Genomic DNA, 12318 nt, shown 5'->3' on the forward strand with positions numbered 1-12318 from the left:
GACAAGCCTCCCTGCGGCTGAACCGGCGGTGACGGCGGGGGTGCGACGATGAGCGCATGCGCTGGGGACGATCGATCCGGTTCACGGGAGTCATAGTGTTTTCCGCGGCGTTGGCTATGGGCGTTTCGCTGCCGCCTGGTGCCGGTGCGCGCGCTGCAGACCGGGAGGGTGAGCATTTGAGAACCGATGTCGCCCTGACCTTTTCGGATGAGTTCGACGGCCCCGCCGGAGCAGCGCCCAACCCGTCGTTCTGGCGATACGACACGGGCGGGGGCGGTTGGGGGAACAATGAGAAACAGGTGTACACGGACTCGCGCGACAACTCCAGACTCGACGGCAGCGGGCACCTGGTTGTCGAGGCGCGGCGGAACGGAACCGGTTTCACGTCCGCACGCCTCGTCACGAAGGGGCGGTTCGACTTCACCTACGGCACTGTGGAGGCCCGCATCAAGGTGCCTGCGGGCAAGGGGATACACCCCGGGTTCTGGGGGCTCGGTGCGAACATCGATACCGTCGGCTGGCCCGAATGCGGAGAGATCGACGCGCTCGAGGTGATCGGTGACGGCTCGCAGTACCACGTGGGTGTCCACGGACCGAGGAGCGGCGCCGGTAGTGTCGCGGGTGGCCAGTGGAGTCGCTCCGCGGCCGGTTCGATCGGTGCGAACCTTTCGGCCGGTTTCCACAACTACGCCGTGGCGAAGTCGCCCGGGTCGATCAGCATGTCGATCGACGGCAACGTCGTGCAGACCGTATCGAAGTCGGATTTGGGTGCGAGGGAGCGATGGGTCTTCGACGCCCCGACGTACTTGCTGCTGAACGTCGCTGTCGGTGGTGACTGGCCCGGACCGGTGGACGGCACAACGCCCTTCCCCGCGACCATGCTCGTCGATTGGGTGCGCTACTCGCAGTAGCGGTCGCGGCGTGTCGACGATGCGGCTGCGACCGGTCCTCGTGTGATCTCCTACACTCGCGGCATGGCCGACGAGACCTCCGAATGCAGTTGCGGCCACGAGTTTGCCGCGCACGAGCACTACCGCCGCGGAACGCCCTGCGCGCTGTGCGACTGCCCGAAGTTCCGTCGGCCCCGTACCAGCCTGATCGATCGATTGTTCCGCCGCTGATCGAGATGGTGTCCGAGCCGCTCAGTCGAACAGCGTCGACCCCCAGTAGCCGCCGTCGCCGACGCCCGGCGGCACCGCGAACACCGCTGAGCCGACGTGCTTGATGTACTCGTTGAGCGCATCGTTGCGGGCCAGGTTCTGCTGCATCGGCACAAACTGCTTCTGCGGATCGCGGCAGTAGGCGATGAAGAAGAGCCCGGCGTCGAGGTGACCGAATCCGTCTGTGCCATCGGTGAAGTTGTAGCCGCGGCGCAGGATCTGAATGCCGCCGAGCTCCTCCGCCGAGGCAAGCCGCACGTGGGCGTCGGTGTCGATCGCCGGCTTGCCGCCGGCACCCTTCGCCTCGAGGTTGAGCGGCGAGAACTCGTCCTTCTCACCGAGCGGCGCGCCGCTGCCCTTGCTGCGGCCGAACACCCGTTCCTGCTCGTGTAGCGTCGTGCGGTCCCACGGCTCGATCAGCATTCGGATCCGGCGGGCCACCAGGTACGAGCCGCCCGCCATCCAGGCCTGATCGTCATTGGGGTCAACCCACACGAACTCGGACACCGCCGCCGGGTCCTCCGCCTTGATGTTGCGGGTTCCGTCCTTGAACCCGAACAGGTTTCGTGGAGTGGTCTGGCTGGTCGACGTCGACGAGGTGCGGCCGAAGCCCAGCTGGGACCAGCGCACCGCGACCACACCGAATCCGACGCGGGCGAGATTGCGGACGGCGTGCACCGCCACCTGCGGGTCGTCGGCGCAGGCCTGGATCGCGATGTCGCCGCCGCTGCGGGCGGGGTCAAGGGCGTCGCCCGTGAACTTCGGCAGATCCGTCAGAGCTGCCGGCCGTTTACCTGCCAGTCCGAACCGGTCCTTGCCATCGGTGGCGAACAGAGAGGGTCCGAAGCCGATCGTGAGGGTCAGTTTGGACGCGTGCAGATCGAGCGCCTCGCCGGTGTCGCTCGGCGGCTTGTACTCGCCGGCTCCGATCGCACCGTCCTCGGTGGCCTCCTCGCCGGCGGTCATCCGCTCGGCCATCGAGGTCCATTTTTTCAGCATCTCGACCAGTTCGTCACGCGAGTCGGTGATGACGTCGAACGCGACGAAGTGCATCCGGTCCTGTGCGGGCGTGACGATTCCGGCCTGGTGCTCGCCACGAAAAGGAACTGTTTGCGCCGTCGATGCTGCCGCCTCGGGGATGGTCAGGCGCCCCACTGCGGCGCCGGTCCCGGCGAGCACGGCGCCCGCTCCGATGGCGCCGAACAGGCGTCGGCGGGACAGACCCGGACGTGGCTCGGGCTCTGCGACGCTGTCCTGATTGCGGCCCTGCCCGCCGCTATCCTGCAACGACACCTTGCACCTGGCTCACCTCGGCGGACAGCGCGTCGATCTTCTGCGACAGTGCTTGGCGCTGTGGCTCGGTCACCGTCTCGTACGAGACGAAGACGTCGCCCTGGCGGTACTGCGAGAGGGCCTGATCGAGTTCGGCGAAGCGCTGATCGATGCGCGCGGCGAGTTCTGGGTTGCGCTCGTCGAGGATCGGGCGCAGCGAAGCGATCGCTGCCTGCGAGCCGTCGGCGTTGGCCTGGAAGTCGTACAGGTCGGTGTGGGAGAAGATGTCCTCCTCGCCGGTGATCTTGGTGCGGGCAATCTCGTCGAGTAGCGTCTGCGCGCCGCCCGCCATCTGGATAGGGTCGATCCGGAAGTCCGGTGCGGCAACGCCGTCCGTCAGCTCCTGCAGATCGGCGAGGAGCTGGTCCGCGATCGTGTGCGTGTCGGGCTGTGGGCCCTGGATCCACAGGTCCTTCTCGAGGCGGTGGAAGCCGGTCCAGTTCCAGCCCGGCTCGACGTCCACCTCGCGCAGGTCGATGCGCGGGTCGAGGTCGTCGGGGAAGCTCTCGGCGATCGGCTCGATGCGCTCGTAGTAGGTGCGCGTGAGCGGATACTGAGCCTTGGCGCTCGCGATGTCCCCGGCCTTGATCGCGGCAACGAACGCGGTGGCCGTCTCCTGCAGTGCGGCCAGCTGACTGTCGACGTAGCGTTTGTATCCCGCGGCGGCCTCGGCGAGGCGGCCGTCCTGGTCGGTCGGGGCCGCCGAGTCACCCGTCACGACGAATTCGCTGCGTATGCCGTCGCCGACCATGCCCGGTTTGCACGCGGTGTGGTAGGTGCCGGCCTCGGCCAGATTGACGATCAGCTGGCGGGTGAGTCCGGGTCCGACGTTCTCGACCTCGCCCATCACCCGGTCGCCGTCCCCGAAGACATAGAATTCGGTGACCTTGGCGCCGTTGTTGGTGATCGCGAATGTGGTGTTGCCGGTCTCGGCAGTGTTGCCCGAGATCTCGCATGCGGTGTCGGTGGCGGTCACGGTGATCGATTCGCCGCCTGAGGATTTGGACGTGCAGGCCGCGAGGGCGAGCGGGGCGATCATGAGTAGAGCGATCGCGGAGCTGTTACGACGCACGGGGCAGAGCCTTTCAGGAGACGGTGATCTGGGAGTTTTCTTCGGTGGCGGCCGACTTCGGCCGAGTGGTCACGGGCCGCAGGAACAGCGGCAGCACGACCACGAGGTAGACGACCCACGCCAGGAGTTGGAGCACGGTCGGATCGGGGCGGAAGTTGAAGATTCCGGACAGCACGGTCCCGTACCAGCTGGACGTGTCGAACCCCGACGAGATGTCGAACGCCATCGTGCCCCCGCCGGGCAGCGGGCCGGCGATCTGCAGGGCGCGGACGCCGTAGGAGAGGATGCCGGCGGCGACGACCACGAGGAAGACGCCGGTGTAACGGAAGAATCGGGCGAAGTCGATGCGGACGGCGCCCACGTACAGGAGCACGGTGAGGACCGCGGCGATCACGATGCCGAGCAGGAGGCCGACGAGCGGCCACGCGCTGCCGTCGGTGTTCTCGGCATAGCCGACGAGCAGCAGTGCGGTCTCGACCCCTTCGCGTCCGACGGCGAAGAACGCCATTGCGGCGACCGCGAGCGGCCCGACCTCCAGTGCCCGGCCCATTCCGGTCTTCAGATGTCCGGAGATCGACGCGGCAGCGGTGCGCATCCACAGCACCATGGCGGTCACGATGGCGACTGCGATGACAGACGCGAGTCCGCTGATGAGTTCAGCGGCTGTGCCGGTGACGGTCGAGGTACCGAAGTGAATGGCGACGAAGAGGACGGCGACCATGGCGATGGCTGCGCCGACGCCCGCCCATACCCATTTGAGGGCATCCCGGCGCTCGGACTTGACGAGGAACGCGACCAGGATCATCACGACGATCCCGGTCTCGAGGCCCTCGCGGACGCCGATCAGACCGCTGCCGAACAGCTGTGTCGCGATGGACGGCGCGCCCGCGGCCGCGGCGAGGACAGACACTGCATATGCTCCTGATCCGAGTCGGTACGGTCGGCGGGCCCTCGAAATAGGCAAGGCAAACCTTAGATTCTCACGCTGAAAATAGCATCACCTGAGGCCGCTCGGAAACCGGGTCGTATTCAGCCCTTTTCGTCCGAATTGGGTGTTCGGTCCTCAATCCGGCGAGCGTCGCGACCGTCTGGTCTGGATGATGGTTGCCGTGACGAGAGTTGGGGCGACGAGAGTTGGGGCGACGAGAGTTGGGGCGGCGAGAAACGGGACGCCGAGGGCGAACCCGACGAGAATGCCGCCAGCGCCGCGCCCGCCGAGGCCGCGTCGCCGCGGGCGGGTGGCCGTGATGGTGACATCGGCTGCCTTGGTGGGTGTGGCGGTCGTGACCCTGTCGGTCGGGCTCGCGGATCTCGACCAGCCGCCGATCGAGGTCCCCGCTGGTATTCCGCCGGGCCTCGGTGCGCCGGTCCCGGTGATCGACATCAATGCGCCCGGCCGTACCGCGAGCCTGCTACGGGACTGGGCGGGGCCGCTCGCCACGCCGATCGGGGTTTCCGTCACCGCGCTCGAGGCGTATGGCTACGCGGCGCGCGTGATGGAACAGACCCGGCCGGAGTGCGGAATCGGCTGGACCACACTGGCTGGTATTGCGAGTGTGGAGAGCAAGCACGGCACCCATGGGGGTGCGCGCGTTGGTGACAGTGGACAGGTGGACCCGCCGATCCGTGGCATCCCGCTCGACGGCTCGCCCGGCGTCGCGGAGATTCCTGACACCGACGACGGCACATCGGACGGCGACGCGACGCACGATCGCGCGATGGGCCCACTGCAGTTCATCCCAGAAACATGGAAGCGCTGGGGCGTCGACGCGAACGGTGACGGCGTCGCCGATCCCGACAACATCGACGACGCAGCGCTCACCGCGGCCCGCTACCTGTGCGCCCGTGGCGGCGACCTCACCACCGCTGACGGCTGGCAGAAGGCGCTCATGGCGTACAACCTGTCGGGGGAGTATCTGATGGAGGTGCGCGATCGGGCGGCGGCGTACTCGGTGGGAATACGGCGGTGACGACTCCACGGGCTTCGGAGGTGACGAGCACCAGGAGTGATGGGCGCGACGCGCGTGCCTCGAGACGGGAGTCGGTTACGCCGGTTAGGCTCAGACCTGGCACTATGCTTCGGGCGGCTCACTAGCGCCGTCCGCCAGTAGACAACACCAGACGCTGTCTGTCCGGAAGGGCTCGATCCGCCGTCCGCAGCAGCCGTACGAAGCCGTCGAAGGAGAACCATTCGTGGCCATCATTGAGCAGGTCGGAGCTCGCGAGATCCTCGATTCCCGTGGCAACCCCACGGTGGAGGTCGAGGTGCTGCTCGACGACGGCAGCTTCGCCCGCGCTGCCGTTCCCTCCGGTGCCTCCACCGGCGAGCACGAGGCCGTCGAGCTGCGTGACGGTGGCGACCGCTACCTCGGCAAGGGCGTCGAGAAGGCCGTCGAGGCCGTGCTCGGCGAGATCGCGCCGGCGATCATCGGCCTGGACGCCACCGAGCAGCGCACCGTCGACCAGGCCCTGCTGGACGCCGACGGCACCCCGGACAAGTCCCGCCTCGGCGCCAACGCGCTGCTCGGCGCGTCGCTGGCCGTTGCTCGCGCGGGTGCCGAGACGTCCGGTCTCGAGCTGTTCCGTTACGTCGGTGGACCTAACGCGCATGTCCTGCCGGTGCCGATGATGAACATCCTCAACGGTGGCGCCCACGCCGATACCGGCGTCGATGTCCAGGAGTTCATGGTCGCGCCCATCGGTGCTTCGAGCTTCAAGGAGTCGCTGCGCTGGGGTGCCGAGGTGTACCACTCCCTCAAGGCCGTGCTCAAGGAGAAGGGCCTGTCCACCGGTCTCGGCGACGAGGGTGGCTTCGCTCCCGATGTTGCGGGCACCAAGGAAGCGCTCGACCTGATCGCCATCGCGGTTGCCAAGACCGGTCTCAAGCTCGGTACCGACGTCGCGCTCGCGCTCGATGTCGCGGCCACCGAGTTCTACACCGACGGCACCGGTTACAAGTTCGAGGGCAAGAACCGCACGGCCGCCGAGATGGCTGCGTTCTACGCGGAGCTGCTCGAGGCCTACCCGCTGGTCTCCATCGAGGACCCGCTGGACGAGGACGACTGGGAGGGCTGGGTTTCCCTGACCGACCAGATCGGCAACAAGATCCAGCTCGTCGGCGACGATTTGTTCGTCACCAATCCGGAGCGCCTCGAGGAGGGCATCGCCAAGGGTGCCGCCAACGCGCTCCTGGTGAAGGTCAACCAGATCGGCACGCTCACCGAGACGCTCGACGCGGTCGACCTGGCGCACCGAAGCGGCTACAAGACCATGATGAGCCACCGCTCCGGCGAGACCGAGGACACTACCATCGCCGACTTGGCCGTGGCCGTCGGCAGCGGTCAGATCAAGACGGGCGCTCCCGCCCGAAGCGAGCGTGTCGCGAAGTACAACCAGCTGCTGCGCATCGAGGAAAGCCTCGGCGACGCCGCCCGTTACGCCGGTGAGCTCGCCTTCCCGCGGTTCGCCTTCGAGGGTTAAGCAGGCTGATGAACCAGCGCGGTAGGTCGCGGTCGGGTCGCCCCTCTCCGGGTGGGCGTCCCGAGCGCCGCAGCGACGGAACCGGGCAGGGGCCGCATCGGCCCCGCCGCGCCCGGTCCGGTGCGCCTGCCGCGCCCACCGGCAGCAGCGACTCCACCGCACCGGAAACCCCCGGTGCGGACGCAGCGGTCGATGGAGCCACTCGCGCCGCCCGCACCCGCCCCTCCCGGGTGGGTGCGCGGCGGGTCGCGCCGCCGGAACGGCCCGAGCGCACCTTCTTCGGGCTGTCGACGGGCCGTGCGGTGATTCTCGCCGTAGTGATCTGTGCGCTGGCACTGACTCTCGCGATGCCGCTGCGCACTTACCTCACTCAGCGCGCCGAGGCGGACCGACTGGCCTCCGAACGCGTGTCGCTCGAGAACGAGCTGAAAGCACTGCAGATTCAGAAGCAGCAGATCGAAGACCCCGCGTGGATCGATGCGCAGGCCCGTGAACGGCTCGGTCTGGTAAAGCCGGGCGAGACGCCGTACAAGGTCCAGCTACCCGGTGACTACAAGCCTCCGGTCAAGGATGCTCCGCCCCCGCCGCCATCGACCGGGGCATGGCACAGCGATCTGTGGCAGCGAATGACGCAACCGCTACCTGTCGCTGAGCCCGAACCCGCAACGCCGGAGACCCGAACGGTGCCGGCGCCCGCACCTCGAGAACCAGGAGTACCCACCGGGTGAGTGAATCGTCCGTCCCTCAGCAAGATCTCGATGCGGTGCAGGCGCAGTTGGGTCGCGTCCCGCGTGGCGTGCTCGCGATCGCCTACCGCTGCCCGGACGGTCAGCCCGGTGTCGTGAAGACGGCACCCCGGCTGCCCGACGGCACCCCGTTCCCCACCCTGTACTACCTCACGGATCCGCGGCTGACCGCGGAGGCCAGCCGTCAGGAGTCGGCAGGTGTGATGCGTGAGATGACCGAGCGGCTCGGCACCGACGCGGAACTTGCCGAGGCCTACCGTCTCGCCCACGAGTCCTACCTTGCCGAGCGCAACGAGATCGATTCGCTCGGAACCGATTTCACTGGTGGCGGTATGCCGGACCGGGTCAAGTGCCTGCACGTACTCATGGCGCACTCGCTCGCGAAGGGTCCGGGGGTCAACCCGTTCGGCGACGAGTCCGTTGCGCTTGCCGCCCGTGGCAAGCTGCGGGGCACCGCGATTCCCGCGGACTGGCCGCAGTACCAGGGTCCTGCGGAGGACGAGTGACCCGCGTCGCCGCGATCGACTGCGGCACCAACTCGATCCGTCTGCTGGTCGCGGATGCCGACGGTAGCGGCCGATTGACCGACGTCAGTCGTCAGATGCGGATCGTGCGGCTCGGCCAGGGCGTCGACGCCACCGGCGCCTTCGCGCCCGAGGCGATCGAACGAACCCGCGTGGCGCTGAGCGAGTACGCCGACATCATCCGGGACACCGGCGCGGTGGCAGTGCGGATGGTCGCGACCTCGGCCACGCGCGACGCCGCCAACCGTGAGGACTTCTTCGCGATGACGCGTGAGGTGCTGGGCGCCGTAATTCCGGGCGCGCAGGCCGAGGTCATCACCGGTGACGAGGAAGCGCGGCTGTCGTTCTCGGGTGCCGTGGGCGAACTCGATCCGGCCGAAGGACCGTTCGTGGTGGTCGATCTCGGCGGCGGGTCCACCGAGGTGGTCCTCGGCGATGACGCCGGTGTCCACGCAGCGTTCTCGACGGACATCGGTTGTGTCCGGGTGACGGAGCGCTGCCTGCACGACGATCCACCGAGCGCGGATCAGGTGGATGCGGCCCGCGCCTTCGCGTCGGAGCGGCTCGCGGAGTCATTCGCCCGCGTCCCGGTCGAACAAGCCCACACGTGGGTCGGGGTCGCCGGCACGATGACCACATTGTCCGCGGTGGCGCAGGATCTGCCCGAGTACGACGCAGACCGGGTGCACCTGTCCCGGCTCAGTCTCGAGCAGCTACACGCCGTCGCGCAGCGACTGGTATCGATGACGCACGACCAGCGTGCGGCCCTCGGCCCGGTTCATCCGGGGCGGGTGGACGTGATCGGCGGCGGTGCCATCGTCACCACCGTTCTCGCGGACGAACTCTCGCGCCGCGCCGGAATCGGTGAACTCGTCGTCAGCGAGCACGACATTCTCGATGGGATTGCAATGTCGATCCCACTGGGCGGGTCGTGAAGTAGCTCACTCCTCGAACTGCCTAAACTGTTCGATGGGTTCCACTTGCGTGGCCACCGGAGTCGGGCCGGTGGTGGGCCCCCATAGCCCAATTGGCAGAGGCAGCGGACTTAAAATCCGCACAGTGTCGGTTCGAGTCCGACTGGGGGCACCGCCGACCCGCGGGGCCATCGGTGCTTCCGGGAGTGCCGATTGATCGGTCGGTCCCCACTACGGCCGCGAGTGGGTGGGCGGAGTGCTTCGTCGCCCGCGTTGGGGCATTTGCGATCAGTTGGTATGGACCGTCGTGAACGATTCGCCGTCGACCAGTGCCACGCCGGTTCGCGTCGTCGTGAGGCTCTGGCCGCCGCCGCGTCCTTCGAGCCCGAGACGCTCCAGCGGAACAGCCCAGGCAGTCAGGCCTGTGTGCGGGTCGATCGCGATCAGTGCCTCGGATGTGACCGCGAGCGCATTCCGCCCGTCGAAGGCGGTCGGTACCGGGTTGCCGGCGGACGCCCGCTGCCATAGCCGGGTCCCGGTGCGCAGGTCCAAAGCGGATTCCGACTCCTCGGTACGTACTAGCACGGTGTCACCCACGATCGCGACGTGCGAAGCCGCGCCGAGTTCGGAGTCGCTCCAAAGGAGCTCGCCAGAACTGCTGTCGTAGGCGCTTTCGTCGATCACGAGCGGTAGCGAGACGTCGGAGGGTCGGTCGAGGGAGGGCCGTCGGGTGCTGGTGGAATCGGTGGTGAACAGCAGCGTCCCGGCCTGGTCGTAGACATCGGTGCCGGGCACACGTCCGCTTCGGCATTCGGTGCGGGTGACGATCGACCGACCGGATGCAATGCGGGCGGAGGCGGAGCATTCGCTGATGGCCGTCGACCAGAGTATTCTTCCCGAATCAACTGCGAATCCGGCAGTGCTGCCACCGATTTCGAGGATGCCGGTCTCGTCGATCAGGGTGAGAACCTGATCGGAGTACAGGTCCTCCCACGCAGTACCCATATCGAACGTCGTTGTCCAGCCCGTGTCCGGGGTGTCGAACGTACCGCCATGAGCCTCAATGTCGTCGGATTCGGGGTCGCCTTCGACGATGATCAGTCGATCGCCGCTCGCGCCGATTGCGAGGACCCGCCAGTCGTTCGGCAGTGAGGTGCGGGAGACGTTGCCGGTCCGCGCGTCGAACCCGATGATTGTGGGATCGCCCTCGTAGGAACTCGAGTAGCAGACCACCTTTCCTCGCAACGGTTCTGCGGCGCATCCACCGAGGTCTCCCGCGGGTACCGTCCAGCGGATGTTTCCGGTGTCGGCATCGACGCCGATCATGGTCGGCTGATCGAGGGCCGCTGTCCGCGGATTCGGCAGCGCCATCATTGTGACGAGGGTTCCCCCGGATTCGACGAATCCTGTTTCGCCCAGATCGAACTCGTTGCCGGGCACGGGGCTGCGGAACTGGGCGAAGGACCGCCCGAAGGTCTCGGCCGCGTCGATGCGCCAGGTCGTGGTAGGCGCGGCAGCCGGGCCGTGGTCGGTGGTGGCGACGACTGCGGCGGCGCTGCCGACAGTGAGAACCGCTGCCGTCGCGGCGATCACTAGGTTGCGGGCGCTTCTGTCGAGTCCCAAGTTCAATTCACCTCCAGACCGGTTGCGGTGCCGATGGATTCGAGAACGTCATAGCTTGCAGGGAATGTCGTGTGGACACGGACACGGGTGCCCGACGGTCGCGTGACGGTCACGATTCGGTCCGCGCCATAGCCCTCCTGCTCCACCACGGTTCCGTCCTCACGTATGAGGACCTCGGCGCGGGACCATTCGTTTGCTGGGTCGTACTCGTCTACCGCTACAGGTGCCTGCTGCCCACCCTGTAGCGAGATCTCCAGGCGGCCCGCTCCGTCCGGGCCGGTGACCTCGACGGCCGCACACGCCTCGATCGCGCGGCTGTTCGTCAGCTGCAGCGAGCCGATCGGTGCGGCGAGAACCCAGCCCGGCGGTGCATCGGCGGACCAGTGCTCGTCCAGTGCCCGATCGAGGCGTTCGATCGTCTTTCGCGTCAGCCGCGTCCCTTCGTTCTCCTGCATTCCCCCCGAGCAGGATGTGATCGGTGCGGCGGTGCCCGGCGGCACGGGCGCGGTCACGCGAAGGCCGGGTGCGGTCACGAGCGCGACGAGTTCGTCCAACGACACCGGGATGGCGCCCGCCGCGCCGCCGTCGGGCCGGCTGTTGGAGACTGTCGCGCTGGCGTGGGTGCCGTCGGGCAGGTAGGCCGATGCTCCACGACGGAGTGTCCGGGTGCCGTTGGACTCGGACCAGGTGTCCTGCACGTCGATCACCGAACCGTCCGGCTGTGTCCGACGCTCGACGAGTTCACCGGCTACGCACGGTGGCGGAGGGCTGTCACCGCGGCGCACGTTGAAGTACACGTCACCTGAATCCTCACCGCGGATCAGTCGCCCGTGTGCGGTGGTCCAGCCTCCGAGGGAATCCGGATCCAGGTCGTGGGGGAGTCCGGAAGTCGATTCGTAGTCGGGGATCGGCGCGAAGACAAGCGAGTTGTCCGGGGACGAGTACTCGAGTTCGACGTCGTCGGGGAGCGCCCCGCGCAGTGCCTCCGACATCGCGGTCGCCTTCGGTCCCGAGAACCACGGGTAGCGGGGGTTGTCGTAGGAGTCCTCATCGCCCACGATCACCCAGGAGGCTGTGGCGTCGTCCGAGGGTGGCTCGACCACGTTGCAGCCTGGGATCCGAGTCGGAAACGCGACGGTCGGCGTGACGTAGAGGGGATCAGCGGGAGGTTCCGTCGAAGTCGTTTGCGCAGGAGCGGTCGTCGCGGTCATGGCAGCCGCTGAGGTCGGGGGAGTTGGAGGAGTCGACGCGCGGGTCACCATCCCGACCGCAGCGATGCCGCCCGCGACGATCGATATCACGACCAGCGCTGATGTCCACGCGTCCAGGCGTGTCGAGCTGCGCTTGCGGGCTGCACTGTCCTGGTCCACGTTCCCCCACCGCTCGTCCCGGTCCGGTCGCCCGACCGGTCTGTCCGGATCTCGCTCCCCGAGTATCGGGTGTTACAGACCGGGAAGGAGGGTGATT

At 67.6% G+C, this 12318-nt stretch carries 12 protein-coding genes and 1 tRNA gene; 8 read left to right on the forward strand and 5 right to left on the reverse strand.

Going from position 1 to position 12318, the window contains the following annotated elements:
• Positions 1-56 precede the first annotated feature (56 nt).
• Positions 57-911, forward strand: coding sequence for a glycoside hydrolase family 16 protein (locus ERC79_RS18110; protein ID WP_131579797.1), 855 nt, complete (start codon positions 57-59; stop codon positions 909-911).
• Positions 912-974: 63 nt separating this feature from the next.
• A complete protein-coding gene (locus ERC79_RS23190; RefSeq protein WP_165497165.1) occupies positions 975-1121 on the forward strand; it encodes a hypothetical protein in 147 nt (48 codons plus the stop codon).
• Positions 1122-1142: 21 nt separating this feature from the next.
• On the opposite strand, the gene efeB is transcribed toward ERC79_RS23190, so the two are convergent.
• From efeB to efeU, 3 genes are read right to left on the reverse strand one after another with little or no spacing between them, the layout of a single operon-like run.
• Positions 1143-2447 (reverse strand): iron uptake transporter deferrochelatase/peroxidase subunit, encoded by a 1305-nt coding sequence (efeB, locus tag ERC79_RS18115; protein WP_165497224.1) that lies wholly within the window; start codon positions 2445-2447, stop codon positions 1143-1145.
• Complete coding sequence (gene efeO, locus ERC79_RS18120) at positions 2437-3531, reverse strand: iron uptake system protein EfeO (protein ID WP_131581302.1); 1095 nt, start codon at positions 3529-3531, stop codon at positions 2437-2439. The genes efeB and efeO overlap by 11 nt, the downstream gene beginning before the upstream one ends.
• Positions 3532-3577: 46 nt before the next feature.
• A complete protein-coding gene (gene efeU, locus ERC79_RS18125) occupies positions 3578-4474 on the reverse strand; it encodes an iron uptake transporter permease EfeU (RefSeq protein ID WP_131579799.1) in 897 nt (298 codons plus the stop codon).
• A 337-nt stretch (positions 4475-4811) separates the two neighbouring features.
• On the opposite strand from efeU, the gene ERC79_RS18130 reads away from it, so the two are divergent.
• The 6 genes from ERC79_RS18130 to ERC79_RS18155 all read left to right on the forward strand — a co-directional run bounded on the left by ERC79_RS18130 (position 4812) and on the right by ERC79_RS18155 (position 9400).
• Positions 4812-5534, forward strand: a complete 723-nt coding sequence (locus ERC79_RS18130; protein WP_242676629.1) for a lytic transglycosylase domain-containing protein — start codon at positions 4812-4814, stop codon at positions 5532-5534.
• 223 nt (positions 5535-5757) lie between these two features.
• Entirely contained in the window at positions 5758-7044 is a 1287-nt protein-coding gene (gene eno, locus ERC79_RS18135; protein WP_131579800.1) for a phosphopyruvate hydratase, read from the forward strand.
• Positions 7045-7052: 8 nt separating this feature from the next.
• The gene (locus tag ERC79_RS18140; RefSeq protein WP_131579801.1) at positions 7053-7772 is read left to right on the forward strand and encodes a septum formation initiator family protein; all 720 of its coding nucleotides are present in this window, start codon (positions 7053-7055) and stop codon (positions 7770-7772) included.
• Entirely contained in the window at positions 7769-8296 is a 528-nt protein-coding gene (locus ERC79_RS18145) for a DUF501 domain-containing protein (protein ID WP_131579802.1), read from the forward strand. The genes ERC79_RS18140 and ERC79_RS18145 overlap by 4 nt, the downstream gene beginning before the upstream one ends.
• On the forward strand, positions 8293-9249 hold the full coding sequence (locus ERC79_RS18150) for a Ppx/GppA phosphatase family protein (protein ID WP_131579803.1): 957 nt from the start codon (positions 8293-8295) through the stop codon (positions 9247-9249). The genes ERC79_RS18145 and ERC79_RS18150 overlap by 4 nt, the downstream gene beginning before the upstream one ends.
• Before the next feature lie 77 nt (positions 9250-9326).
• Positions 9327-9400 (forward strand) — tRNA-Leu (locus ERC79_RS18155).
• A 116-nt stretch (positions 9401-9516) separates the two neighbouring features.
• On the opposite strand, the gene ERC79_RS18160 is transcribed toward ERC79_RS18155, so the two are convergent.
• Positions 9517-10851 (reverse strand): PQQ-binding-like beta-propeller repeat protein, encoded by a 1335-nt coding sequence (locus ERC79_RS18160; RefSeq protein ID WP_131579804.1) that lies wholly within the window; start codon positions 10849-10851, stop codon positions 9517-9519.
• Between the two features lie 2 nt (positions 10852-10853).
• The gene (locus ERC79_RS18165) at positions 10854-12221 is read right to left on the reverse strand and encodes a hypothetical protein (protein WP_131579805.1); all 1368 of its coding nucleotides are present in this window, start codon (positions 12219-12221) and stop codon (positions 10854-10856) included.
• Positions 12222-12318 lie beyond the last annotated feature (97 nt).

Origin of the sequence: Rhodococcus sp. ABRD24, from assembly GCF_004328705.1 — a bacterium.
Lineage (GTDB): Bacteria > Actinomycetota > Actinomycetes > Mycobacteriales > Mycobacteriaceae > Prescottella.